This window comes from Lelliottia sp. RWM.1 (assembly GCF_016859735.1).
In the GTDB taxonomy this organism is placed as follows: domain Bacteria; phylum Pseudomonadota; class Gammaproteobacteria; order Enterobacterales; family Enterobacteriaceae; genus Enterobacter.
This window is the reverse complement of sequence record NZ_WLVC01000056.1, coordinates 1-24,200: the sequence shown is the minus strand read 5'-3', so window position 1 is coordinate 24,200 and position 24,200 is coordinate 1. Positions and strand designations below refer to the sequence as shown.

Sequence of the window (24,200 nt, the reverse complement as noted above, 5' to 3'; positions counted from 1 at the left end):
AAAGGTAACTTACTGTTATTAGGTGATTTCGTTGCTATAGAAACGAATCCTTGGTTCGATTCCGAGTCCGGGCACCACTCATTTAGAAACGGACGTCTACTGACGTCCGTTTTGCTTTATAAAGTCAACAAGTTATCCCCTTCCAGTTGTCTACTACTGTCCGTTAAAATCTACTGGCAGCTCCCTCTATTTGTTGGTAAAAATGTTGGTAATCTCAGTTCGATGGGATTTTTACCAACATTTGCACAGGAGGCTTGTTATGCGCTTAACTGATATTGCTGTAAAAAACGCCAAGCCTTCCGACAAGCCAACTAAAATTTCTGATGGCAAAGGGCTGTATCTGCTCGTTCATCCTAACGGCTCGAAGTATTGGCAAGCGGCTTATCGCTATGATGGTAAGCAAAAAGTCTTCTCAATTGGCACCTACCCTTCTGTTTCGCTCTCAGAAGCTCGTACAAGCCTCTTAGCGATGAAATCTCTGTTAGCCAGTGGTATCGACCCACTTCAACAGAAAAAAGCTGTAAAGGCCGAAGAGCGAGGAGATTTTACGTTTGAAGCCGTAGCTCGTGATTGGCACAAAAAAATGTCTGTTAGTGAGCGGTGGATACCTCAGCATAGTGAGCGTATTTTAAACAGTCTTATTAATCATCTTTTCCCTGCTATCGGCTCAAAAGATATTACCAAGTTGACTACGCGCGATCTGTTGCTACCTCTGCGTAAAATTGAGGGCAAGGGCCAACACGAAACCGCTTCACGTTTAAAACAGCGTATTACCGCTATTATGCGTTATGCTGTCCAAGAAGATATGATTACCCATAATCCCGCTAATGAACTTGGCGGCACGTTAATCACACCTAAAAGAACGCATTATCCAGCGCTTGAACTTGAGCAGATACCTGATCTTTTAAGTCGTATAGATGCGTATAAAGGCCGTAGGCTCACTGTATTAGCTTTAAAACTCACTTTATTAGTTTTCATTCGGTCGAGTGAACTACGCTTCGCTCGCTGGCCTGAAATAGATTTTAAAAATGCCTTATGGGTTATTCCGCCAGAAAGAGACGAGATCGAGAACGTTAGATTTTCTGAAAGAGGATCTAAAATGCGCATACCTCATTATGTACCGTTAAGTCATCAGGCCATTGAAATATTAAAAGAGCTAAAAGATATTAGCTATGATATTAGCAATGGTGAGGGTTTGATATTTATCGGTTGTCATGATTATCGTAAACCTATGAGCGAGAATACCGTTAATAAAGCATTGCGACTTATGGGCTATGACACTCAAACTCAAATTTGTGGGCATGGTTTCCGCACAATGGCCTGTAGTTCTCTTGTTGAGTCAGGTATATGGACTGAAGACGCAATTGAAAGACAAATGAGTCATAAAGAGCAAAACAATGTTCGTGCTGCTTATACTCATAAAGCAAAACATATTACGCAGCGTCGTTTGATGATACAATGGTGGGCTGATTATTTGGACGCAAACAAAGAAAGACATATTATGCCGTTTGACTTAGCTAAAATGTTATAGGGGGATTTATGGATACTGTGATTTTCAATAACAATGAAGATGCGTACAAAAAGTGGTTAAACGATAATCCAGAAGGATACGTTGTTAACCTGTTAGAGAAAGCCAAAGGTACGGCAAGTAAATCTGACATAAATAGCACATGCCTCCACCATGTGAACTGTTTCGCTATAAATCCTTTAGTATCAGATAAAGAAAAAACTGGATTTACAACAGGCCAGTATCAAAAAATATGTTCTGTATCAGAGGAGTCTGCTTATAACAAAGCTAAAGAACTTACAGGACTAACGACCATTAAACGCTGTTCTTTCTGTTTTAAGCATGTAGATATATAACAATTTAATACTAAAAAATAAAAGAGGTTTCAAGCCTCTTTTATTTTGGTTTAAAGGTTGGATATTTGACACTCTGTTCTGCTTCCTGCTGTTGTAGTTTTAATGTTTCTTTTTTTAAGTTTGATTTCAATTTGGATTTAAATCTATTTTCATAATCAAACATATATAATGGTTTTTTCTTTATTTCTTCTTTAATCACTTTTTCTTTATTTTTGGGCTGAATAACAGGTTTTCTAATATTTAACCTTTCTCTTATCTCTTCGATCTTAGTTGCTCTACTATTGAAACTGCGACGGCCTTTGAGTCTAAAGTTATTCGTGGCTGTTGTGGCTGTTTCTGCATGATCAAGTATCCTACTGATAGAACCGCTGCTAAGTTTAGAACTCCTACTATTGAAGCCACCTTGATTATAAGTTTTGATTGGTTCTTTATTGTATTGTTTTTTAACTCTGTTGAGTACTTGTGCAGCTTTTTGTGTTGTTCTTCTAACTTTTGGGCCTGTTGGTCTATTATATTTTTCGCTGAGTTTAAAGCTGTTGTGGTTGCTTCTAACGAGTTGTTTACCCTCGTAAGTGTCTGTTGTGTCTGGTTTAATGCTGTACTGACCGACTCCGATAATATCATCATCGTTTCTGATAATGGTTCTACCGTCATTGATATTTGGTTCAATAGGTGATCGTCCAATACTATTTTCGTCATCTGTTTTTCTTGCTGCGAATCTTCTAATGAGTTCATCATCTCTATTTTTGTCATATTTCACCTTGCCTTTAATAGTGTTCCAACTGTATTTTTTACCTAACTGTGAGCCTTTAAAATAAATATTTTTTTCATTATTTTTGATACCAAACGACACTCCGGCGACGTTGCCAGTGCTTGCAACGTTGAAGGCCGGATCGATGCCTACAGCCTGCAGTCTGTCTATGAATGTCTCAAGGTCTGGTTTTCCTACCATAGCCGCCTGTAATGCGTTCTGTAGAACGATACGAGCTGGTTTCTCACCTTTGCGTAGGGCTTGCTCGATCTCGTTCTTGGTTGGTGCTGATACCTCTGATTTTTGCCCTTTGAGACTTTGTGTAATGGTTAAGCCGTGCTTTATCTCCAAACGTTCACAAGCTGCTATTGTGTTAAATGCTGAGTGCTGACCATGCCATACGGAACCGTCTAAACCAATCCTATTGGCTACAATATGGATATGTTCTTTATCTGTATCGTTATGACGCACACAAATATATTGATGCTTTTCTATATCAATATTCATTTCTTTCAAATAGTCTTTTGCTATCTCCTGCCATTGTTCATCTGTTAAATGTTCATTTTTTGGAAGAGATAAAAACGCATGAAAAACAGGTTTTTTTATATCTTGTCTAAAGCTGCTTACAGTTTTAAACTCATCAGTTAAATCACTAACATTATTATAATCACTTGCCATGTTGCTACATATGAAATCGTGATCATCTTTTAATATATACTCAACTCTATTTTTAAATGATCTCCCTGTTTTAGCTACGTTTCCTTTCATACAGTATAAACCTCACAAGCCTTTAATATTCTTTTCATAAGTTGCTTTATAGCAAAGTTAGCTTCTGCGGCTACAGATTGTTTAAAGTCTTCGTTGGTATTTAGTTTTTTAGCAATCTGATTTATATTATTACCTTGATGCTGTATTTCCTTAAACAAGGATTGTTCAAAATCCGGCATTTTTCTTTTAACAATAGGTTCAGAGTTTAAAATCTCTTTTCTAATGTAATGGCCTCTTTCAAGGCCGGAGGCTTCCACAAGTTCTTTTAAATAGTCAAACTCTGCTTTGTTTACTCTAAACTGTATAGATATATCTCTACGTTCTGCGTGATTTAAACCCTTGCGGCCTCTTTTTCTATCTGTATCCATATTTACCACCTCCATAAACATAATCTTTCATTGCTTTGATATAATCTTCATCTTTTTGTTCTTTCAAAGCATCAATAAGATCTTGAGTTTTATTTTCTTTAATATAGCGATAAGCTACAAAATAACATAAATCTTGTTCATCTTTATTTGCTTCAAGAAATGCTGTATTTTCTTCATTTGGGTCTATATAATAAAAATATCTTGCTAATAGTTCTAGCAAGGACTGATCTATATCATTCTCATTCATTTTAAACACTCCTATATATATTTATAAAAACTACCGGATTTTACCGCCTCCCCTTTGATAAGGGGAATAGGCGGAAGGGTAGATATTTTTCAACCCTACGAGCAAAGCGAGATAGGGCCAATCGAAGATTGGGGTATAATACCGGCTACGGGATTACACCTTGCCTCAGTTTCCGAAAAGCTAAAAATAAAGCTGAACTCAACTTATATTTAAATAAATAACCGATAATAAGATCTAGTCAATAGCGGCTACATAAATAAATACACTTCACGCCGAATAAAAAGCAAATAAAAGATAGGGTAAATAATATACTGTCTATTGGTAGCTGTGCGTAATAGGTAGCTTTGCGTAAAAAATGCCGCTGCTTTTGATCGGCGGCGACAGAAAAGTAGAAAACTTGTTTTTCTGCTTTTGCTGGCGTCCATGCATTACAAACAACAATAAAATCAATAACATAAAAACAACAAACCAATTGCCGAATTAAAGATTTCAATAAAAACTCCAATATGCTATTTTATAAACATCAATACCTTAAAGGATCTATGATGAAAATAAATAAATTTACCTTAGCCATTTTATTTACATTATCCACACAATCTATAGCATGGGCTGATAATATTAATCATGGTTTAGATGAATACGGTAAAAAAGTATCGACGACTTCCGAAAAGGGAGCAATAAAATATATTAAATCATATCGAACAACTGAAAAACCATTAAATGCGTATAGAATGGATTTTGATACCTCTGAAAAAAATCTTTTGAGCGTGCCAAATGCTGCTCATGATAAAACAGCTAAATTGCAAAACTTAGCAATAACTAAAGCATGGGAAGTTAAATTTTGTCAGCCAGATCTGATTAACTTCATGTTAAAAAATAATATTGATATGGTCAGCGGTGCTCTAATAAGTAAAGGTGATATACAACGAATGGCAGTTTGCTTTAAAAGTATGCAATTACCTGAATCAGTATCAGATAAAAGCGATAAAGATATTGTTATAGGCTCATGGTATGACGACGTTGGTTCGCCTGAATTTTTGGATGCAACATTTACAATAACAAAAACATCACAAGGATATTTTTTAAAACGATTAAATGGTGATGGTAGTAGTGGGACCTACAAAATAACAAAACTTGATAATAAATATAAAAAGAACAATGATAAGTTCGGTTCTTATTATATAATAGATACTGAAGGATTAAAGATTTATGACAAGGATGGGTATATAAGAACAGCAAGGAAAAAATAATATCTTTAGTTTATATTTATTGGTGCCTGATAAAATGGCACCTTACTATTTTATATTTCCCGCTCTAGTTTTCCATTCCATTTTTATTTATTTTTTGTACTAGTAGTACTAGAATTTTATCAGCTTAGGTTCTGGGGTTTTAGATGGCGACTTTCAGTCGTAGTAGTTTTCCGTCAGGAAAACTTAGTTTTTCTTTAAGCATTCCCCCCCTACCCCCCACGCCAAAAATGGAAAGATAGAAGATGCTCATTGCGTCTTGAAAATATTCAGAACGTTTCCATTCTGATACTTCCCCCACGACCCACGCAAACAATACCATTGTTATTTTAAAACACTTCTCGTTTTACTAAAGAAGCTATACTAATGTTCTAAAAAACTTTAGGTATTGCGATTCAGGTTGGCAGCTACGTATCACCCGGCACTGCCACAATAACATAAGAACCGCCAATCACTTGAGGAACCTTCATTCTTATACCTGATACAACAGGTTTTAACGTTATTGCTTTTGAGGATTAAAAAGGGTTCTGGAAATGGTATTTAAAAGACTTGTAAAAAGTTGGGATTTAGATTTGACAAATATAAGTTGATTAGATAATACTTTATTTATATTTGTAATCACGTTCTCGTATAACTGATTACAAGACTTAAAAAAGTCAGCGAAAACTTTTTTAGTCCTTAAAAAGTCAGATTTAATATCTGGCTTTTTTTGTATCTTTATTCTTTATAGATCTCTATATATTACCTGTCAATATAGAATGAAAAATATTTTAAACATCATGATCAATTAGATAAAAGAAAACAAAAAAGGCTGGATTTTATCCGGCCTTTACTCGAAGTATTTAATATTTTCCATATATAGCCTTAAAACGCTCTGTATGCGATTTTAGACGTTTTACACTATAAATAGTGTAATCATATTCAAGATAACAAATAGTAAGTGAGAGTGTTTTTACGCAGCCTGATTACGTGAATAAAAAATCTTTTCATCAATCCACGCATCGATTTCACTTTCAATAAATGCGATAGATCGTTCACCTGTTTTTACGGGAGCCGGGAAACTATTATTTTTAATCAGTCGATAAATCCAAGCTCTGCAAAATCCTGTGCGATCGATTACCTCAGAGATACGGATTAGTTTTGTTTTTTCTTTCATATATTTTTCCTTTTGTTATTTGATGGAATGTATTATTCGAATATCGCTTATGACGATCAACACCTATTTTTGGCATTTTCATGGCTTTTAGAGTGGAAACGGAGATAAAAGAAGATAACTTAATTAAAAACAATTAGTTATCATTTTTAGCAAAAAGTGCTTTTTTATTTGACAACACGATGTTTACACTATCTAAAAACCGATGTTTACTGATGTCTACTAACGAATAATAGCGTAACTTATTGATTTAAATTGACAACACCTATGATTTGTTGGTAAATATACGTTGGTAAAAAACACTACATACTTATTTTTATTTGATAAAACATAGGATTGTATACATGTTCGATTCCGAGTCCGGCACCACTTATTCAGAGCCTGTTCGTTAAGAGATGAGATCCTTAACGGGCAAGACAGTAGTCCCCAGACGGCATGATGTTGGTACTTGTATTACCGCATCAGTTGAACACGGGACTTAAATCCAGAGGATGTTCACATCATCCTCTGGATTTCTCACGCCCACAATTTACTTCACGAACGTATTTACCCTCAGATCTTCCCTGTGTCAATCTTTTGTAAAGCAAACATCCCTTTTTTTTCCATTTTTAATTTCATCAACTTAGATTTAACTTAAGATTAGTCTTATGCCGCATCCAGCTCCTCCAGCATGTCCCGGACCTTATCCAGGTCACTTTCAACATACTCCAGCGTGACCGCCGGTGTTGAATGACCAAGCAGGTCCTGTGCCATCTTCAGGTTACGATCCGGTAAACGCATCAGGTTAGTCGCGATGGTGTGTCGGAACCTGTGCGGACTGACTGTAAAACCGCATTCTCGTGAAAGCCGTCTGAAAAACGCACGCAAAGGCGGATAATCCATGTTGCTACTGATTTCATTCTTCCGGCCATCAAAGCGAGAAAGATTAAACAACTGGTCCTGCATCTTCGCGCCACGCTCAAGGGAAAGGTTATAGAGCCTTTCAAGTCTGGGGCGGAGGTTTTCAGTAATCGGAACCCGGTGCTCCTTATGGTTCTTGGAACCCTCAGGCCGGAGATTAATCCAGCGGTGCTCAAAATTTACATCCTCCAGGCGAATGTGCAGCAGCTGGTTCTGGCGCATTCCTGTCCTCCGCAATGCATCCAGTACCGTTAGCCAGAACCATGCTGGCCGTAAGGCGCTTTTTCTTAACTCCATCATACCAATCCGTTCATCCTCTTCCCTTGCCAGCATGTGCAGATAAATTTTATTCATCTGTACATCAGTCAGTGTTTTTTTGCGTTTGACATCGGGTCGGGTGATTACGCCGTTGAAAGGGTTTTCCCTCATCGTTACAAGCCCATTAACGATGGCGTGATTAAATATAGCGCGCATATGAGTCACTTTATTATTCCATGTCGTTCTGCTCAGTCCTTCCTCATGGATAATTTTTCGGCGCCACGTTAAAACCAGCGTTTTATCAACCTGCTCAGGTGAAATACCTTTCCCGCTAAAGGAAATGAATGATCTGACTACCTTCCTGTAGCTCCACTCCGTAGCCGGGCGCAAAGATTTACTGAAAAAATAATCATCCAGCACTTCTTCAAATGCATTGTTCATATTCACCTCGTATATTGTTATTCTGACTTAAGCAATAGTATTAATTTCTTCGTGCAAGCCATACGCTGTCCGATGGACAGGTTCCTTTTCTGTAAATAATGTCAGCACCCAGCATGTATCCTGACATTTTGGTGTAACGACCGCTTTTGTCCGGCGTATCGTATTTATGGTAATGCCAGAGGCCTTTACCATTTCGTGAATAATGAACGTTCAGAGCTTCAAAGCTTTTTTGTAACTCCGATTTATCCAGTGACTCATTTGTATTCAGCGATAAATATTTAAAAAAACACTCAGGTGAAACAATGAATACAAACTGAGCCAGAATATGTGCAAAACTCTCGCCCTCATTGACACTAACCGTACCGTCAAGGATTGAGGATTTCAGCCAGTCCAGAAACTTATCTCCTGGGGTACCAGATTCCATCCCGACCAGCGAAGGCTCTTCAGAAGAAGTAGTTCCAACCTTCGCTTCAACATCAGGAGCACTGGAGCCAGACATCTGGTCAAGCACGCTTAGAAACTCTGCGGTTGATACCGACTCATCCGTGACAGTTTCATCACCTGTTCGGTCATCGGATGATTGTGTATCATTATTATCAAATGCCGAAAGCAACGTAACCTGACCGATAACATCCTTAGCAGCATAATCACCTGTCTGGTTAGTATCGTAACCTATTGATGCAATGTTAATTGGCTCTGAAACCGGTGTTATATTTTTGTGACTGGACGTTTGATGCATATCGTCGTCTATTAAATTTGGGATATTGTTTGTTCTGGATTCTTCCTCCCCTTTCTCCCCTGTGGTGATCACGTTATCGCTTTCAGGGGGTCTTGCCGTGCCAGAAACGGTTTCTGATTTAAAAGCAACGCTGGCAAGCGCATCGCTGATGATGCTGTTGAGAATTCCAGACTGAGCTTTTTGTCCGCTGAGGTACAAAAATAGCGCACCTGAAATCGCCGGCCAGCGTTGAAGCCAGATAGCCGCAGCATCCGGGATGAGTTTACTGGCAATGTACATTCCGTTCATTGAAGCCGTTCTCCCCTGCCGGGGACGCACCCGCCAGTTTGCACCGGGTATTTCCATCCCCGGACACCAGGCTTTTCCGTTCGCCAGGCTCCCTTCAATCTGCGACAACCAGTCAAGATGATGAAAAAGCCCAGCCCAGAACACTGCGCATATCCAGGCAGGCCCCTGCTCTGCCTGCTCCTCAGGCGTCGCTCCCGGAGGTAACATCATACCGCGTACCAGCCTCACGGCACTTGCGGCCACGGATAAACTGAGGTCAGTAAAGCTCCCTGGTGTGGAGAACGGCCCCGCCCAGGCTGCCGGTACTTCCTGAACGCGAGCAACCATTTGCTCTAAGGGTTTTAGCCAGAACTCATCAAAGGCTGACTGTGACAGTGGGCAATTTTCCCGCAACATCCGGACGATCTTCTGTCGCTCCGCAGTTCCCAGTAACAACTGACCGGATCGTACGTTCCGGAACCCTCCCGCTTGTGCCGGCTGCACGGATGGCCTTACTGAGTGTTCCGTTCCGACTGCCAGCCCAAGGCCTGTTAACCATTTCAGTCCACGCATAACCACCCCATAACCAGATTCCGAATTGACGCTACGCTATGGAGACGGTTGTATTTTGCAAGTCAAAAGCCTTAGTTCCTGATTAAACAAAACGAACTTGCATTAATCCTTAAAGGCCGGTTCACAGTTTTCAGATGAAGAGAATTAATCAGCATGCTTCCTTAAGCGCCATCAGAAATCTGAGGGAAGCAACAGGAATGCAAAGATTAGTGGTCTCTGGAATTATCCTCTGCTGGGGTCTTGCGAGTTACGGGCTCATCGCTCTAATTACGGGGTATCAGGATGGGATGGTGTATATCTGGGGGCTTGTTTTGATATCCCCTTTTTCTCTGAGAGTGGTGAACTGGATGCAGCGCAGACTCATCAACCAGCCCTGCATCCTGAGCTATCATAAGCGCAGCTCAAGGATATTCGTGCATCTGTCGCCAGGCCAGCCAACCGTCAGTATTTCATCCGAACGTGTGGCATGGTTCTGGAATGGAGTGCTAACAAGTATAGAGGAAGCTCTCAGTGATAGAGAAAACACCATCGTGATTGCCTCCCATCTCCTGACCTCTTATCGAATTAAACGTATCAGAAGGCATCTTCAGATTCAGGCCGGACATTACCGAAGCCATGTCATACACGTCCCCTTCACACCCGCTGCGCGTGCAGTTATGCAACTGGAAATTCTTCTCGCGCAGTGGCGCTGGCGTGTACCGTGCAGAACGTTATGGCCCGTTCTTGTCATACGAAAAACTTTAAATCCGAAAGAATAATTTCCCCTGTTTTGATTTTTTACCTGTTGTCACACTGGCTACATCAATGTAGTCGATCTGAACGATCGATTTTCATCGTTATACATCCACTCTGGTGCGCGGTAACGTATCCACAGTGGATACAATAATAAATAATTTAAGTCGAATTAATGTATTAGCCAACACCGGGAAATGATATGAACCGTCTGAACATCACCTCCATCCTTGCCAGTATCATCACTGAACGGGATGAAAACATGCAGCAGCTGGTAGCCCAGCTGTCGGACGGAAAGAAAACGTCTGGCAGCCCTATTGCCATACGTTTTAAACCAGCTGTCAGGGATTTCGTCACACTGGTATCAGGACGCCTGGGTATTTCATCAGCTGAACTCGTCAATATTCTCGTCGAGGGTATCATGCGCGAGACGCTTGCCCCCCGGCAGGCAGTGATCACACATATCCACGAACGGTTCTGGCTGCTGATGGATGAGCACCGTCTGTCTGTATTGGACGTGGCTCGCCTGCTCTCAGACTGGAATATCGGCCTGAGCGTTCTGGAAAGCCGTGAAAGAACGATGGATTATTTAACTGCTCCTTTGCTGAAACAGTTATCTGACTGGTTCTGTGTAAGTACCAGATGGCTGGAAGGAAGTGATCCCCGGCCAGTGTATCTGACCGCCTTCAGCGACTGGATGCAGGTTGCCATGATAATAAAAAAAAGAATTGAGGAATATACATTTGACGACAACCTGACCCGCCCTGACATATTTCTGGTTAGAGAGAACCAATACGCCTCAGCGGATATTAAAGACGAACCTGGGCATGTTTACATTTTTATTCGACGCTATAAAACCGTTAACAAGACAACAATTCGTGTAGTTGAATGTATCGGACATTGTCCATCTTCAGGTAATTATAAAATACAACTTAATTCATTCCTTGGCATGAGCAATATTCTTTTCAGGGCGCATATTCTCAACAGTTTCGACACATTTTATGCATCCAGTTATTTACTGGATGCGCTGAGAGAAGGAAAGATACTTCCGGCCGCTGCACTGTGGGACATTCAGAAACTTCAACGAACAGAGTCAGGTAAGTTTTCTCAAAATATTTGGACCGAAGAGGAAAGAGAACCTTTTCTTTTCCCTGAGGAATTTATAACACCAGAATGGAGTAAATTTGTTAGCCAAATAACAGCCCCCAATATTAAGTGAAATAACTAGTCAGACACATTGTTTTATTGGTGCGCCAGCGCCAGGGGATTTTTTTGCCTTAAACACCATAAACGACAAAGGATATAAATGATGAAAGCTTCAATTTCAATGATTACACGCTGCGTTTCCCTTGCTCTTCTGGTTACCGCTGTGCCGTTGGTTAATGCTGCGACGAACTGGATGGAAGCACGCGGTGATGCTATGGGTGGCACCGGCGTGGCATCTGCACACTACGGCACTGCGGCTCTGTCTAACCCTGCCCTGTTAACTACGTCCGGACCAACCGATGATTTCAGCCTGGTGCTGCCATCGGTGGGCGCCCAGGTCTCTGACCCGGATAAAACCGTGGATAAAGCGGATGATGTTAAGGACCTCTGGGATCGTTTCGACAGCGCCGTCGCTAATCAGTCCGGTGTCAGCGAAAGCGCCGCGGCACTCAAGAGTAAGCTTCAGGATTTGAAAAACACACATGCGAACGGCCAGGTCGGGGCTTCAGTTATTGCAACTGTGCCGAACCAGACACTACCGTTCGCCGTTGTGGTGAAATCATGGGGTACTGTCTCTGTCGATGGTAAGGTCAGCGATCACGACCTGGAATACCTCGACAAGGTCGCCGATGGCACAATCCCCCCTTCAGCAGTGGATACTGACTCACTTACGTCAAGAGCCTATGGTCGTGCAGCTGTGATCACCGATGTCGGCGTGGCCATGGCGCATGAGTTCGAAACTGCAGGACATGGCTGGTCCTTTGGTATCACACCAAAATACCAACGCGTTGACCTGTTTAACTACAACGTTTCCGTGAGTAATTTTGACAAAAACGACATTGACTCCAGTGAGTACCGCAATACCAAAACCGGTTTTAACGCCGATGTCGGTCTGTCCACAAACCTGAACGATAACTGGACTCTCGGTCTGGCCGTACAAAATATCATCCCCCGCTCAATCGATACCAAAGAAGTCAATGGTGAAAAGGGAACGTTCAAGATTAAACCGCAGGCCACTGCCGGCGCCTCATGGCACAACAGCTTCATCACAACCGCGCTCGATGTCGACCTGACTGAAGCGAGTGGTTTCACCAGTGATAATAAGCGTCAGTTTGCAAGTCTGGGTGCCGAGATTAATGCCTGGAACTGGATGCAGGTGCGCGCGGGTTACCGCCAGAATATGGCTTCCGGAGAAGGCAATGCTTTCACTGCCGGCCTTGGGTTTTCTCCATTTGATGTGGTTCACCTGGATATCACGGGTATCGCAGGCACTGATCGTACCTACGGGGCGGTTGCACAACTTCAATTCACTTTCTGATCCAGCAAAATGAAGGGGCTGTTTACTGACAGCCCTGGTAGTCCTCAGGAGAACACTATGAAAAAATTAATTTTTTGCTCAGGTATTTCTTTTGTACTTATGGCTCTTGCGGGGTGTAGCCAGAACCAGCTCAATCAGTTTCAGCAACAACTGTCAGATGTCAGCACGATGATATCACCTGGAGAGCAGAATACTTCTGACAAACAGGCTGAACGTAATGAGATTACCCAGGCATTCAGCCTGCCAGTCGGCGTAGATACTGCTGCACTACGGCTGAAACAGCATTATGGTTTTCCCTCTGATGAAGACGTTTCAGCAGCAAGAAACAATGGCCAGGGAAATGCTGGCTGGTCAGCATCGGCAATTTCAGAAGGTGCCAGTTGGTCAGCCCAACCGGGGTCTTATTATCGCATGAGCCGGAACTGGGCAACTAATGATCGTCTGACAATAGAAGTCACAGGCGATGCTAAACACAGCAACGTGACAGCAACTTATCGTTCCTCCAATCCGGAGCATCTTAAACCCGAATGGACCGCGCGCCTGTGGAAACAAATTCCGGAAGTCGTACGCGGTACGGAGGTTAGCCTGGAGGTCGGACAATGAACAAGTCACCTTCTCCACGATCGCAGAAGACTGATGTGTCCAGTTTACAAACTGGTGAAAATATCAAAGCCATTGAAAAGCTGATTAGCGATGCCTCAGAGGTTATTTCAAAACGCGAGCGCTCAGTCAGACGTGCAGAACGAAATCTGGAAATAGCCGAAGACTACCTTGCAGACCTTGAAAATCAGAGAGATGAACTCGTCATAGCGAGCTGGGGAGATGCTCCCAATTGGCATGGAATATTTAGTATGGGTGAGGATGCCTCAACTACCATGCGAGCATACCGTGATAAATGGGTCGGTACGATCGCAGGTCTGCGTCTGACTGCCTTCGGCAATATTTATACCGGACAGTCAGTATACGGGATCGGTTTCACAACAAAGTCTGAGGAAGAACTGGAGCAAAAAATCCACATGGTGGAGTTTGTTCTGCCGTATCTTATTGCTGATGAGCGAAAAGAAAAATCGTTAATGATTTATAACTACCCCGCTGTGGGCTGCTGCCACAGCTTCGTTTTTAACATCGAAACAGGCACATATGGCATCGCCACAGATCGCTTTATGTCACGTCAGGAAACAATGGAGTTTCCCTCACTGGAATTCGCACTTCGCCATCTCCAGGCAAACACCTTAATAGACGATGCGGATAAACGGGAAAGCCTTAACGATGAGGTGACAGAATGAAAGATGTGTTCTGGGTAGTCGAAGCCAACGGGAAGGAAATTGGCGCTATGACACTGGATGAGTTTGAATGCATCCAAAAGTCCGTGAAGGCAAACTGGATGAACAGGATCGTTGCCGTTATCAGGTTTTTCTTTTTCCCTGCATATAAGAAAACAGGCCTGTACTGGCCTGAAATTGAAGAGGAAGTAAAAGCACTTTTGCAGGTCAGAACTGATGCTCCGCTAACCATCAAATTCGTTCGCGGAGAAATGCCATCTCAGATAAGACTACTATAACGGCCAGTAGCAAGATGCTGCCTCATCAACCATTCAAAAGCCCTCGGGAGGGTAACACCGTTCACTTAAGATGTTTTGAGTGAACGGGATACTGGGTTTTTGAGATACGAACGGTCCTTTCTTTGGGACGTTTTCTCTTTTCCTGCAGGATAAACTGCTTCGCGTTTTCCCGCATCTTTCTAAGCTTTGCCAGGATTGCTCCGGGTTTCCCCACCGCACACCAGATGAACTCATCCTCTATCAGCCTCATCGCCATCACGAAGCTTATTCGTAACGGTACTACCTTCGCTTCCCGGGCTATCTGGCTCATTTCCATCCTTATCAGGTTGTAGGCCGTCAGTAGCCCCCAGATTTCCTGGTAAATTCCGCTCACTTCTGACTGCGCAGTAATGTTGCGGTGCTTAGCTGGGATTGTTTCAGCTCTCCATAGCCATTTTCGATACTCCAGCGCACCTGATAAACATAACGTAATAAACCTGCCGGGTATCCGGGGTGCGAAAGAGAGTGACATCGACCGCAAACAGCCGTAACCCGTGCCAGAGGTCATCTTTATCTTCCTGCTGAGTCCAGTGTCAGGCGGTCAGCGCGAACAGTGCGCGGAGAGGCTCATCGCTGAGCCGCTGACAGCCCTGTGCGATAGAGCTTGCCGCCAGCATATCACCTTCCTGTGAACTCAGAATGAGGTCTAACTTTGCGACAACATCAGCAATGGGGCGATCGCGGTAGAGTCCCATCCCCACGATAAGCCAGACCACAAGTTCTGCGAGGAATTTGCGCTTACGGATGCTGGTTTTTTGAGTTGATTCAATAGCCTGAGAAATACACTCGAGAGGGAGTGACCGCTGAAAGCAGGAAAGTGAAGCTGGTTCAACCCAGATCTGGGTATTGTCAAGCCAGGAAGAAAGGATATAAAAAGCCCCATCAGAAAATTGATGGGGCTATTGTCGTCTACGCACAGGATCGTTCAACCGATCATTTTTCTTAACCGATCGATGTTACCACATTGCGGTTTTTTTTGTTGCTACACGTAGCTTTCCAGACCATTCAGCGTATTATCTGTATAATATCTGGTTTGTACTTAAGGTATATATTTTATATCTGTTATTTCTGTAAAACATAGTTTATATGCAGGAAGAATAAATGAATAAGATAGACTTAACGCTTAGAAAAGCATATAGCAATAAAAAGTATGGTGAGTTAGCAGCATTATATAAATTTTTCAACATCAATGTTATAAAAGCTATTGAAGGAGAACTTTCTTCAGATTTAGCCAACAGCCATAGCTATTTTGAAAATTTGTATGTTGATTTTCAGTGGATAGATAAAATACCTCTGGCCAAATTGCATGGAGAACAGTACGACATTAATAATAATATCATCGAAAACAAAACAGAAATCGGTGATCTGTTTATTCAATACCGACATACGCTGGCATATTCTAAAGAAGGAAGTGAAGAAATTCATTCCAAAACTAACCGTTCATTAGTTATTCAGGCAAAAATTTCAGATGATATTCCTCCAGTTGTGCCAATTGGTTATGTAAACAAGCAAAGAGCTAACTCAACATCCAGAGAATTAAAGCTTCTGGAACACTGGCCTGAGTTTGATCTGTATGAGACATCCGGTAATAGCACGCCATTAGCAAAAAATATTGCAGTACAACTCCAAAATGAACCCTTTTCTTTTTTTGCGGCTTTTAATAATCAAAATAAAAACTGGTTATTTGGCAAAGCAAAAAACTCGCAAATCTGCGACTTAAATTTTAGCGATATCATCTTCGGTTTGAAAAACTCTAATTTTGGAAAAAATACAAACAATGACGTAGCTTGGGCAACTATCTCTGAAAATATAAATAATATATGTCGCAACAGAAACATCCCGGAAACAATCGCCAATCAAATTGTACCGAGAAAGAAATCTGCGAACATTACCAGTGGCACTGCATATTCATTCCCGCTAAACATCTATATTTTTATATCCGATATCATTTCAAAAATAACATCATTATTCCGAAAAAAGAAGATGTTGGTTATATTTATTGATAGAGTAAGCTTTGAAGGAAGGGAAATGGAAAAATACAGGCAACGATAATACTAAATAGCTAAAGGAATATATATAGCATAATATTCCGCGACTCTTATTTGATAAAATGCAGCCAAGTTGGCGCACCAGCAGCAGTAAGTATTAATTATACACCGCTCTACGAGCCATACTTTGCAGTCAAAAAACCCTCATTGCGTTACACCGATCGGTTAAGAAAAATGATCGGTTGAACGATCCTGCTGGTGGGTAACAATAGCCTCATCAATTTTCTGATGGGGCTTTTTTTATGCTTTCTACATAGCTCGATGATACCCAGACATGGGCTGAACCTGCTTCACTCTCCTGCTTTCAGAAAGCTATTCCTCCTGAATGGATTTCTCAGGTCCTTTATTCCACAAATAAAGCCAGTATCCGAAAACGTAAATTTCCCGCTGAACTTATGGTCTGGCTGATTGTGGGCATGGGCCTTTACCATCACCGATGTTGTGTCAAAACTTGACCTAGTGCTGAGTTCTCAGGAAGGAAATACTCTCGCCGCCAGTTCCATCGCCCAGGCCCGTCAGCGGCTCAGCGATGCCCCCCTCCGGGAGCTTTTCGTCCTGACCGCCCGGCACTGGACTCAGCAGGAAGATAAAGATGATCTCTGGCACGGGTTACGGCTGTTTGCTGTCGACGGCACGCTTTTTCGTACGCCAGATACACCTGAGCTTTCCGGGCATTTTGAATACATAAAACATCGTCCGAACCGCCATACGGAGTATCCCATGGTCAGGCTGTGTGCCCTGATGTAGTTACGTAGCCGGTTGATCCACGATGTGAAATTTGGCCCGGCAAACTCGGGAGAGGTTAGCTATGCAAAGCAGTTATATCCTCAGGTAAACAGCCTGACGCTGTTCGACCGGTGCTACCAGTCAGCCGAATTGCTGATTAACTGGCAGCGCCAACAGCCTGAGGCACACTGGCTGGTCCCCCTGAAGGGCAACACAAAATACCGGATAGTGGAGACGTTCGGCAACGGCGACCATCTGGTGGAAATGCTGGTCTCCCCACAGGCGCGAAAACAGGATGGCTCTTTGCCAGAGTACTGGCAGGTCAGACTGATCGAATGTGACCACGAATCAAGTGACTACAAAGGTTTTATTACCTCTCTGACAGAGCCGGAGAAGTATCCTGCAGACTCGCTGCGCTATGTGTATCAGGAGCAGTGGAGTATAGAAAATGGTTACGGGGAACTGAAACAGTTCCAGCTGAGCACGGCCACGCTGTTGTGCAGTCAGAAAGTGAGCGGAATTTACCAGGAAATCTGGGCTCTACTGACGGCCTACAACCTGATAAGGATGGAAATGAGCCAGATAGCGCGGGAAGCTAAGGTAGCGCCACTTAGGATAAGCTTCGTGATGGCAATGAGGCTGATACAGGATGAGTTAATCTGGTGCTCGCTGGGAAAACCGGGAACAGTCCCGGCGAAACTGAGAAAGATGCGGGAAAACGTGAAGCAGTTTATCCTGCAGGAAAAGAGAAAACGGCCCAAAGAAAGGACCGTTCGAATCTCAAAAACCCAGTATCCCGTTCACTCAAAACATCTTAAGTGATCGGCATTACCCGGGAGGGAGCTTATTATTATTCAGGCGGCCTGATTCAGGACATGACGTAAACGACCAGGCCAGTTGCCCTGGTAATGCGCAAACGTATGCAACACACGACGTCGTTCATCACAAAGAGAGTTGCCAATAACCACTTCACCTGGCACTCCACATAGCGTTAACTGAATATAAGCCATACCCGCAGCCAGCGGATCGATATCAGTAGCTGAAACCCACAAATACTGGTGTGGTGAGTAACCGGCATCGCGCAGCACAGTGGCAAATGCGAGCGCCATACATCCCGCGCCACAGGCTGGCTCCGACAGGGTAATAAAAGGCTTGTCCGCAAAATTATCAGCCACGTTGCCGAGCTGCATGCGCGCCATCATTATGCCCACATCCCATGGTGTAAAAAACTGGCCACGATATTTATCACCCAGTTCAAGCTGCATGAAAACCTGTCCAAGAAAATCCCCCGGCGAATCATCCAGCCCATTGACAACATGGGCCAGCAATTCTGCCATGCGGACTACATCCTTCTTTTCATAACGTGCAACTATGCGCAGATATTTCTGCTCCCGCTTTTCGCAGAAACTGAGGGCATTCTGAAGAGCAATAACGCTGCAACTGACGAAGTCTTCAAAAACCTGATGTCGATGGTGATAACGAGCAGTCTGGTTGAAAAGGGAAATGAACGCCTTTTCATGGTTTATAAGATTTTTCATGCATGTCTCCTTTAACGGGAAACACGCCCCTGACAGGGAAACAGTGTTTCCCGTCAGGGTGAAAAAAAGCCACAACAAGTGTTGTGGCCAGTATGTTGAACCGGTTAGCCCGGGTTATCCTGGTTTAGTGTCAGGCCCGAATGCCCCCGTATTGTGCCGCTGGCGCCACATATGGCGTTACCGCTGTGGTTTCCGTAGAGACAAGGTACATTCTTGCTGTTTCACCGTTGCTCAGTTGCTGCATTTCTTCCGGCCAGGGGCCACTGTCAACGTGATCACCGCGGTCAAAACAGTTATATCCGGAAAAACCTTCATCCTCTGATTTCCAGTAATGACGGATCTCACAGTCAAACAGCTCTGACATCTCACCCATAACCTCTCCAGACGGCGGGTACCAGGGGGTATCAAACGTCAGTAATATCGTGCCCAGTGATTCACGGCTCCAGTTGGCTTTATGACCAGCCGGGAATTCCACACCATACAGTTGCGTGTAAAGATCTGCAGTTGTGTTAAGCCCCCGGAACAAGCCACTGTTACCGTTCAACTCAGTTGCAAGACGTGACGGCATTATCATCAGCATATCGCAGGGACAACTCGCGGCCGGCATTATACTAAGCCACTCCCAACGCTCCTGCGGATCGAATTGTTCCCCGAAGCTGGCAACACCAAACCAGTCAGCATAGTGAACAGCCATCAACTGGGACATTATCTGGCGCGATGAAACTGGAATACTCTCCCATTTAAGTGTCTCCAGGCCGGACTGAACCCAGATCTTCTCCATACGTGCAATAGTAGCGCTGTCGAGCCACGCATCCTTTTCCATTAATTCCAGGAAATGCTGGAACGCCTGGTTTGCCGAAGTAGAAGCCCCCGTACCGGCGGCCGTAAGCATCGGATAAGCAGTAAACTCTGTCGCTTTTGTTGGCTTAAGTATTCCGGCACATCCAGCAAGAAACAGCTTTATGGCCTGCCGTATGGCATGTCGATAACGCGGAGTTTCAGTGCCGGCAATCCAGGACTGCATCACGTCAATACAAACAGATTTCGCAGTGATTTCCAGACGATTTTTGCACCATGAAAACATAGTTATTACTCCTCTTTAGGTTAGACAGAGGGCATCTCCCTGAGGAGATACCCTCTGGGGATGCTGATGACCAGGGCCATCAAGTTTCTTGTTAAGCAGCCTGTTCCGGTTGTCGGTTCAGTGGCTGCAGTAAAAATTCCGACGCTTCCCGGGCAAACCGGCAGGCGCGGAAAATCGCTTTTTTGTCTTCACGAAGGGCTTTCAGCCAGCCGGCCAGGTAGCTTTCATGTTGTACGTCGCCGGTGATACCCAGCTGCGCACAGAGAAAGGCACTACCAGTTTCCGCTATCAGCTCTTCGAAACAGTACACGGGATCACCAAACTGCCGTGATGACGAAGTAATACCTTCCCGGTTCAGGCGGCTGCCGTGGCCAGTGGCATGCACCAGCTCGTGCAACAGCGTGGACCAGTAATCCGCCTCCGTCCGGAACTGTGAAGCCGTCGGCATCACGATGCGGTCGGCACCCGGCCGGTAAAAAGCGCGGTCCTGTCGGCGATGGTCACAGCCGACACCGGTGGCGCTGAGTATCTGCTGCACCTGATGCAGTTGCGTCGTGCTAACTCCGGCCGGCTGTTCTGCAGGAGATGAATCAGCAACTTCCTCTCTGACAGACTCAGGCAGCCCTTCACACTGGACAACGTTGAAAAGCTGCAGTTGCTTCAGCATCGCCAGTTGCTCCATGACCGGTTCACCGTCCCGGAACAGCAGGTTATCGCTGCTGTCGCGGGCCTGTTTCTCAAACGGTTTGTAGATGATGGCCATCGAGCTGGTTTCACCCTTGCGCACCTGACCACCCACGGCTTTCGCCTGCTGGTATGTCAGCCATCGATCGGATGGAAATCTCCGCTCTTCAGCAGACATCCACAGCAAGGGTATATTCACTCCGCTGTAATGGCGGCCGGTTGTGGCATTCACCGGTAACGCGCTGCCATGTACGTTCTGTGCAGAACGCCACGGCCGGCGCCACGGTGGCACCCCTTTTTCTAGGGCGGCAATGATTTTGTCGGTGACCTGCTGGTAAAGATCGGCTTTCTGAGCCGGCGCGGCCTTACGGCCGCGAATGGATTTGTTCATAAGGATGCAACCTGTAAAAAAGGGCGCATCCTCCCCGGGGCGGAAGAATACGCCACCGGAAGTGGAAAAAAGTCAGAGAAAGTCAGTAATACAACCTAGCGGCGGGTTCGCGCGTAACGGAAAGAGCCATCAGACATCACCTCGTTGACGCTGCTGCGCACGCTGCGAACCGCACTCTCAAACATCGCACGATCAGCCGGTTTTGCCCGTTTACAGTCGAGACGGATTACCCTGTCAAGCACATACAGCGCCTGCGATCGCCAGCTCAGACGTTCCGCATTCCCCCCACAGGCAGGTAAATGCCGGAGGGACTGATCGTAGAGCCAGCGAACATTGCTGCGATATTCCTCCACTAGGACATACACCTTTTCTGGCGGACGGGTCTCTTTACGAATTGTCATACCAGTCCCCAGTGGACCGGCCGATGGCATCATAAAAAGATCGTGGTGTTCGTTCAGAACGGCATCGAATTTGCTCTGCTCCATAAAGGTCTGAAAGGTGTATCCCTTCTCCGGAATTAACAGGTCTGCATTTTCCGACCAGTTTGCATCTTTCGAGGGATTACAGCCTTCCGCCCATGCTCTGAGCCATTCGCCGGGGTTTCGGTCATCCGGAACCCGGATGTATATACCAAGGTTCTTTTCAAGCAGCAGTGGCCTTTGCATACCACCCTGCTGGGATAAAAGCGGGCGTAATTCGGTTGAGGTAAAGCGAATCATCAGGACTCCTTAAATTAATAAGGAGGAGACCTCCCCAGGAGGGAAGATCCCTCCGGGAAGTGTTAATCAGTCAGAACTGATTCAGTCGAAACGGTAACGCAGCCAGGCCATCTGCTGCGCCATCTGCCGTCCTGCCCGTAAAGCCTTACGTGCGGAGGCAAACTGACCGGCGCTGGCCAGTTGCTGATACTGCCAGTCACGCGAACTGTAGCCCGTTCTGCGTGAAATGATGGCGGTAAAACCCCCTTCAGACTGAACGACCTCGGCGCGGAAACTGCTGTGACCGCTGCGGTTGGTAAACCATTCGGCCTGCTGCTGCCGCATTGCTTCTGAAATGCGGCTGAGGACGCGCGTGGTATGGGTGATAAACAACAGTATTATACTGCTCATGGTTTTCTCCTTAGTTAATGCGGAGAAAACCATCACCGCAGATGCAGGGAGGTTGTCCCCGCATGGGTTGGTACATCAGTTATAAGCTGGCTTCATTCAGAAAACACTGCCACCTCCGTATGGAGAAAGTCCCCATAGGGTTCAGTGCACCACGTCAGAAATCAGCATCGCTGCGTTCCATAGCCAGAAAGGACTCTTCGTCTTTGACTGCGCTTTTGTAGAAATATGTCCAGGCTTCTTTATCAATACCTTCTGCCATGCGGCAAAGGTCGTTAAAGAATGCCTCCCATGATCCCGGTATAAGTTTTCGAACATACAGTTCAGCCAGTTCCCGGGCAACAGAAGCCATATCCCAGACGTAATACGGAAAGCCGTCTTCATCTGTCCCGGTATTAAGGTCAAGCCGGCGAAGCGCGGCGATACTCAGTAGCTCACCTTCCGCTTTAGCCAGTGCAACTTTGTGAGCATTACGCTCGCTGGCACGGATATGAAAATCTTCGTTGAGAATTAAATCGTTCATAAAGGATTCCTTAAAGAGTTGTGGAATCCTGTCCCTGACAGGGACAGAAGTCCCGTTAGGGTGAGTCAATATTCGACTAATAAGGCCGTCAGGCGATGTCAGAGAAATGGGCGCTCTGATAAAACACTTCGCGCAACTGGTCTGTAGCTTCGTCCAGCTCTTTTTCCTCGCGAGACCTAATAACGCCCTGAAGAAAAGCCGTACTCCAGTGAAGACTGTGAACATCTGTCCCCAGAAGCGTAAGCTCGCTCACTGCTTCTTCGACAAAGGTATGTTTTATGAAGCCATGCTCAGTTGCAAAACCAACTGTATGCGCGACATGTCTGAGAAAAGTCAGGTAATCAGGAAGGCCGTCAGCAGGAACCTGAGGATCTGCGTCGACCATGAGTTTGTTATCCAGACGAACGTTAAGCTGAGTTTTAACGTAATCCACAATGATTTTTGCAGAAGCGGGTGAGTCACAACTCAGTAACGCGAGCGGATTGATCATTCTGGTGTAATGCATGGGTACGATTCCTTATGAAAAAAGGGAACCGTCCCAAAGGGAAAGTATCCCTCAGGGTGAGAATCAGGCCAAAAATGCCGGATGAGTAAATCAGGAGTTTGGTAGTGTGAAGTGATGTAGAAAAGGACCTTAACCTGTAATCAGGTTCCTGTTTGCAAAGGTTAAACAGGTTTGAACCGCCCGAAAGCGCCATCTCTCAGGTTATGATGGCATTGGCATGTGATTACCCGAAGGCGCCTGTCTCAAATCACTCAGGCATTGGCAGTTGTCATAGCGACAGCATTTTACATTCCAATCCTACTTCAGGATTTCGCATTCTTCAATATAATCTGACTGTCAGTCTTAAGTTATGAGTGCAACTGATAGATACAACACACTTCAAGAAACGTAGATTGTCGAAAAGATGATGACATAAATCCCAAACGACCAACATGAAGATGACAGGCATCAACAGACAAGCCGTTTCTATGTCCGGAAAAATCATGATAAAAAACGCACTGTGACAACCGGTTAAAAAACAAACAATATTGTGTTAATTTTATCCATTAATATCAATAGGTTGAAAATAAATGCAACCAGTTTTTAAATGCACAGCCCACAATGTAGTTATATTATAAATAGAGCAGTGTGACAAAAATGAAGAAAACCATAGAAGAAGTTTTACACCGTTATGGGCCGATGACATCTTCTGCCTTAAGAGAAAAGCTAATTGCCACTGGAATTACAGAAGTCAATGCTAGACAGCGAATCTCCCGAGCAGGAGGTGACGTCCAACGATTTACTCATTTTTACCTTCCTAAAAAAGAAGCATTTCTTTATCTAACAAAAGATTATAATTCCCGCCAATATTGGAATGCTCTGTTGGAAAGTCATGCAAATGCCAGAACAGTCTATGCCCACACCTATTTTGCTTTACGACCTTATCAAGGAGCAATCCCGGCATATCTTTTCAGTAAAGTCTCTGGCAGTCCGGACAAGCTTAAAGGGCAAATTGCGTCAAGCCGTCTTGAAACGCAACTGATCAAAGGCTCAGTTCTACGTAAGGAGACAGATGTTGTTCTGGGAGAATGCTTAGTTACCTACATAAATGAATCGCCACGGGTTTAACAGACACCTCAGAGTCATTTAAGATGACTTAAAGAGAGGTGCCCATGAGCGGTAAGC

Annotated in this window: 25 protein-coding genes and 2 pseudogenes; 13 read left to right on the top strand and 14 right to left on the bottom strand. The window is 44.3% G+C overall.

Features of this window, described 5'->3' with window-relative positions; translation table 11 throughout:
• The 3 genes from GF617_RS24190 to GF617_RS24180 all read left to right on the top strand — a co-directional run.
• Positions 1-273: hypothetical protein (locus tag GF617_RS24190; protein WP_203452608.1), on the top strand; the 273-nt coding region annotated here is incomplete at its 5' end.
• Complete coding sequence (locus tag GF617_RS24185) at positions 260-1,531, top strand: integrase arm-type DNA-binding domain-containing protein (protein WP_203452607.1); 1,272 nt, start codon at positions 260-262, stop codon at positions 1,529-1,531. The genes GF617_RS24190 and GF617_RS24185, both read left to right, overlap by 14 nt.
• Positions 1,532-1,539: 8 nt before the next feature.
• A complete protein-coding gene (locus tag GF617_RS24180) occupies positions 1,540-1,863 on the top strand; it encodes a hypothetical protein (RefSeq protein ID WP_016240325.1) in 324 nt (107 codons plus the stop codon).
• A gap of 40 nt (positions 1,864-1,903) precedes the next feature.
• Here the strand turns inward: GF617_RS24180 and GF617_RS24175 are convergent, their stop codons facing one another.
• Genes GF617_RS24175 through GF617_RS24165 form a run of 3 tightly spaced genes read right to left on the bottom strand, consistent with a single transcriptional unit; the run spans position 1,904 to position 3,997 of the window.
• Positions 1,904-3,382, bottom strand: coding sequence for a relaxase/mobilization nuclease domain-containing protein (locus GF617_RS24175; protein ID WP_049109143.1), 1,479 nt, complete (start codon positions 3,380-3,382; stop codon positions 1,904-1,906).
• Positions 3,379-3,750, bottom strand: a complete 372-nt coding sequence (mobC, locus tag GF617_RS24170) for a plasmid mobilization relaxosome protein MobC (RefSeq protein WP_064168947.1) — start codon at positions 3,748-3,750, stop codon at positions 3,379-3,381. Before mobC ends, GF617_RS24175 begins: the two co-directional genes overlap by 4 nt.
• A complete protein-coding gene (locus tag GF617_RS24165; RefSeq protein WP_132467411.1) occupies positions 3,737-3,997 on the bottom strand; it encodes a hypothetical protein in 261 nt (86 codons plus the stop codon). The genes mobC and GF617_RS24165 overlap by 14 nt, the downstream gene beginning before the upstream one ends.
• A 545-nt stretch (positions 3,998-4,542) precedes the next feature.
• On the opposite strand from GF617_RS24165, the gene GF617_RS24160 reads away from it, so the two are divergent.
• Positions 4,543-5,247 carry a hypothetical protein gene (locus tag GF617_RS24160; protein WP_049109144.1) on the top strand — a complete coding sequence of 235 codons (705 nt, stop codon included), beginning with the start codon at positions 4,543-4,545 and terminating at the stop codon, positions 5,245-5,247.
• A gap of 949 nt (positions 5,248-6,196) precedes the next feature.
• Here the strand turns inward: GF617_RS24160 and GF617_RS24155 are convergent.
• The 3 genes from GF617_RS24155 to GF617_RS24145 all read right to left on the bottom strand — a co-directional run bounded on the left by GF617_RS24155 (position 6,197) and on the right by GF617_RS24145 (position 9,575).
• Positions 6,197-6,400: an AlpA family transcriptional regulator gene (locus GF617_RS24155; RefSeq protein ID WP_016240318.1), complete on the bottom strand. Its 204-nt coding sequence runs from the start codon at positions 6,398-6,400 to the stop codon at positions 6,197-6,199.
• A gap of 642 nt (positions 6,401-7,042) precedes the next feature.
• Positions 7,043-7,996 (bottom strand): site-specific integrase, encoded by a 954-nt coding sequence (locus tag GF617_RS24150; protein ID WP_001057703.1) that lies wholly within the window; start codon positions 7,994-7,996, stop codon positions 7,043-7,045.
• Positions 7,997-8,036: 40 nt separating this feature from the next.
• A complete protein-coding gene (locus GF617_RS24145) occupies positions 8,037-9,575 on the bottom strand; it encodes a TraI domain-containing protein (RefSeq protein ID WP_203452606.1) in 1,539 nt (512 codons plus the stop codon).
• Positions 9,576-9,772: 197 nt separating this feature from the next.
• On the opposite strand from GF617_RS24145, the gene GF617_RS24140 reads away from it, so the two are divergent.
• From GF617_RS24140 to GF617_RS24115, 6 genes are all read left to right on the top strand, one after another.
• A complete protein-coding gene (locus GF617_RS24140; protein ID WP_239006610.1) occupies positions 9,773-10,333 on the top strand; it encodes a pili assembly chaperone in 561 nt (186 codons plus the stop codon).
• 176 nt (positions 10,334-10,509) lie between these two features.
• Positions 10,510-11,526, top strand: coding sequence for a hypothetical protein (locus GF617_RS24135; RefSeq protein ID WP_203452605.1), 1,017 nt, complete (start codon positions 10,510-10,512; stop codon positions 11,524-11,526).
• 108 nt (positions 11,527-11,634) lie between these two features.
• Positions 11,635-12,831, top strand: a complete 1,197-nt coding sequence (locus tag GF617_RS24130) for a conjugal transfer protein TraF (protein ID WP_239006611.1) — start codon at positions 11,635-11,637, stop codon at positions 12,829-12,831.
• 57 nt (positions 12,832-12,888) lie between these two features.
• On the top strand, positions 12,889-13,434 hold the full coding sequence (locus GF617_RS24125) for a hypothetical protein (RefSeq protein WP_203452603.1): 546 nt from the start codon (positions 12,889-12,891) through the stop codon (positions 13,432-13,434).
• Positions 13,431-14,117: a hypothetical protein gene (locus tag GF617_RS24120; RefSeq protein WP_239006609.1), complete on the top strand. Its 687-nt coding sequence runs from the start codon at positions 13,431-13,433 to the stop codon at positions 14,115-14,117. The genes GF617_RS24125 and GF617_RS24120 overlap by 4 nt, the downstream gene beginning before the upstream one ends.
• Positions 14,114-14,392, top strand: coding sequence for a hypothetical protein (locus GF617_RS24115; protein ID WP_203452602.1), 279 nt, complete (start codon positions 14,114-14,116; stop codon positions 14,390-14,392). The genes GF617_RS24120 and GF617_RS24115 overlap by 4 nt, the downstream gene beginning before the upstream one ends.
• A gap of 61 nt (positions 14,393-14,453) precedes the next feature.
• Here the strand turns inward: GF617_RS24115 and GF617_RS24110 are convergent.
• Positions 14,454-15,300 (bottom strand): annotated as a pseudogene (locus GF617_RS24110) (transposase domain-containing protein).
• A 232-nt stretch (positions 15,301-15,532) separates the two neighbouring features.
• Here GF617_RS24110 and GF617_RS24105 point away from each other — a divergent pair.
• Both GF617_RS24105 and GF617_RS24100 read left to right on the top strand, forming a co-directional pair.
• Positions 15,533-16,483 carry a hypothetical protein gene (locus GF617_RS24105; protein ID WP_203452601.1) on the top strand — a complete coding sequence of 317 codons (951 nt, stop codon included), beginning with the start codon at positions 15,533-15,535 and terminating at the stop codon, positions 16,481-16,483.
• A 253-nt stretch (positions 16,484-16,736) separates the two neighbouring features.
• Positions 16,737-18,027, top strand: a pseudogene (locus GF617_RS24100) (IS4 family transposase); the annotation flags it as partial.
• A gap of 32 nt (positions 18,028-18,059) precedes the next feature.
• Here GF617_RS24100 and GF617_RS24095 read toward each other — a convergent pair.
• From GF617_RS24095 to GF617_RS24065, 7 genes are all read right to left on the bottom strand, one after another.
• Positions 18,060-18,743 carry an SAM-dependent DNA methyltransferase gene (locus GF617_RS24095; protein WP_203452600.1) on the bottom strand — a complete coding sequence of 228 codons (684 nt, stop codon included), beginning with the start codon at positions 18,741-18,743 and terminating at the stop codon, positions 18,060-18,062.
• A gap of 130 nt (positions 18,744-18,873) precedes the next feature.
• Positions 18,874-19,827, bottom strand: coding sequence for a DUF1281 domain-containing protein (locus GF617_RS24090; protein ID WP_203452599.1), 954 nt, complete (start codon positions 19,825-19,827; stop codon positions 18,874-18,876).
• 91 nt (positions 19,828-19,918) lie between these two features.
• Positions 19,919-20,902, bottom strand: a complete 984-nt coding sequence (locus GF617_RS24085; RefSeq protein WP_203452598.1) for an ArdC family protein — start codon at positions 20,900-20,902, stop codon at positions 19,919-19,921.
• Positions 20,903-20,997: 95 nt separating this feature from the next.
• Complete coding sequence (locus GF617_RS24080; protein ID WP_203452597.1) at positions 20,998-21,621, bottom strand: hypothetical protein; 624 nt, start codon at positions 21,619-21,621, stop codon at positions 20,998-21,000.
• 81 nt (positions 21,622-21,702) lie between these two features.
• Positions 21,703-22,011 carry a hypothetical protein gene (locus GF617_RS24075; RefSeq protein WP_032676630.1) on the bottom strand — a complete coding sequence of 103 codons (309 nt, stop codon included), beginning with the start codon at positions 22,009-22,011 and terminating at the stop codon, positions 21,703-21,705.
• A gap of 154 nt (positions 22,012-22,165) precedes the next feature.
• Complete coding sequence (locus tag GF617_RS24070) at positions 22,166-22,531, bottom strand: hypothetical protein (RefSeq protein WP_203452596.1); 366 nt, start codon at positions 22,529-22,531, stop codon at positions 22,166-22,168.
• 88 nt (positions 22,532-22,619) lie between these two features.
• Positions 22,620-23,036, bottom strand: coding sequence for a hypothetical protein (locus GF617_RS24065; RefSeq protein ID WP_203452595.1), 417 nt, complete (start codon positions 23,034-23,036; stop codon positions 22,620-22,622).
• A gap of 636 nt (positions 23,037-23,672) precedes the next feature.
• On the opposite strand from GF617_RS24065, the gene GF617_RS24060 reads away from it, so the two are divergent.
• Entirely contained in the window at positions 23,673-24,143 is a 471-nt protein-coding gene (locus GF617_RS24060) for a hypothetical protein (protein ID WP_203452594.1), read from the top strand.
• Positions 24,144-24,200: the final 57 nt, after the last annotated feature.

What these genes read in the sequence shown, in the direction of transcription:
- GF617_RS24180 (WP_016240325.1), top strand. Translation starts at nt 1,540, where the DNA reads ATGGATACTGTGATTTTCAATAACAATGAAGATGCGTACAAAAAGTGG.
- GF617_RS24140 (WP_239006610.1), top strand. Translation starts at nt 9,773, where the DNA reads ATGCAAAGATTAGTGGTCTCTGGAATTATCCTCTGCTGGGGTCTTGCG.
- GF617_RS24115 (WP_203452602.1), top strand. Translation starts at nt 14,114, where the DNA reads ATGAAAGATGTGTTCTGGGTAGTCGAAGCCAACGGGAAGGAAATTGGC.
- GF617_RS24105 (WP_203452601.1), top strand. Translation starts at nt 15,533, where the DNA reads ATGAATAAGATAGACTTAACGCTTAGAAAAGCATATAGCAATAAAAAG.
- GF617_RS24065 (WP_203452595.1), bottom strand. Translation starts at nt 23,036, where the DNA reads ATGCATTACACCAGAATGATCAATCCGCTCGCGTTACTGAGTTGTGAC.
- GF617_RS24165 (WP_132467411.1), bottom strand. Translation starts at nt 3,997, where the DNA reads ATGAATGAGAATGATATAGATCAGTCCTTGCTAGAACTATTAGCAAGA.
- GF617_RS24060 (WP_203452594.1), top strand. Translation starts at nt 23,673, where the DNA reads ATGAAGAAAACCATAGAAGAAGTTTTACACCGTTATGGGCCGATGACA.
- GF617_RS24125 (WP_203452603.1), top strand. Translation starts at nt 12,889, where the DNA reads ATGAAAAAATTAATTTTTTGCTCAGGTATTTCTTTTGTACTTATGGCT.
- GF617_RS24090 (WP_203452599.1), bottom strand. Translation starts at nt 19,827, where the DNA reads ATGTTTTCATGGTGCAAAAATCGTCTGGAAATCACTGCGAAATCTGTT.
- GF617_RS24095 (WP_203452600.1), bottom strand. Translation starts at nt 18,743, where the DNA reads ATGAAAAATCTTATAAACCATGAAAAGGCGTTCATTTCCCTTTTCAAC.
- GF617_RS24160 (WP_049109144.1), top strand. Translation starts at nt 4,543, where the DNA reads ATGAAAATAAATAAATTTACCTTAGCCATTTTATTTACATTATCCACA.
- GF617_RS24175 (WP_049109143.1), bottom strand. Translation starts at nt 3,382, where the DNA reads ATGAAAGGAAACGTAGCTAAAACAGGGAGATCATTTAAAAATAGAGTT.
- GF617_RS24145 (WP_203452606.1), bottom strand. Translation starts at nt 9,575, where the DNA reads ATGCGTGGACTGAAATGGTTAACAGGCCTTGGGCTGGCAGTCGGAACG.
- GF617_RS24075 (WP_032676630.1), bottom strand. Translation starts at nt 22,011, where the DNA reads ATGAGCAGTATAATACTGTTGTTTATCACCCATACCACGCGCGTCCTC.
- GF617_RS24120 (WP_239006609.1), top strand. Translation starts at nt 13,431, where the DNA reads ATGAACAAGTCACCTTCTCCACGATCGCAGAAGACTGATGTGTCCAGT.
- GF617_RS24085 (WP_203452598.1), bottom strand. Translation starts at nt 20,902, where the DNA reads ATGAACAAATCCATTCGCGGCCGTAAGGCCGCGCCGGCTCAGAAAGCC.
- mobC (WP_064168947.1), bottom strand. Translation starts at nt 3,750, where the DNA reads ATGGATACAGATAGAAAAAGAGGCCGCAAGGGTTTAAATCACGCAGAA.
- GF617_RS24185 (WP_203452607.1), top strand. Translation starts at nt 260, where the DNA reads ATGCGCTTAACTGATATTGCTGTAAAAAACGCCAAGCCTTCCGACAAG.
- GF617_RS24155 (WP_016240318.1), bottom strand. Translation starts at nt 6,400, where the DNA reads ATGAAAGAAAAAACAAAACTAATCCGTATCTCTGAGGTAATCGATCGC.
- GF617_RS24150 (WP_001057703.1), bottom strand. Translation starts at nt 7,996, where the DNA reads ATGAACAATGCATTTGAAGAAGTGCTGGATGATTATTTTTTCAGTAAA.
- GF617_RS24080 (WP_203452597.1), bottom strand. Translation starts at nt 21,621, where the DNA reads ATGATTCGCTTTACCTCAACCGAATTACGCCCGCTTTTATCCCAGCAG.
- GF617_RS24130 (WP_239006611.1), top strand. Translation starts at nt 11,635, where the DNA reads ATGATTACACGCTGCGTTTCCCTTGCTCTTCTGGTTACCGCTGTGCCG.
- GF617_RS24135 (WP_203452605.1), top strand. Translation starts at nt 10,510, where the DNA reads ATGAACCGTCTGAACATCACCTCCATCCTTGCCAGTATCATCACTGAA.
- GF617_RS24070 (WP_203452596.1), bottom strand. Translation starts at nt 22,531, where the DNA reads ATGAACGATTTAATTCTCAACGAAGATTTTCATATCCGTGCCAGCGAG.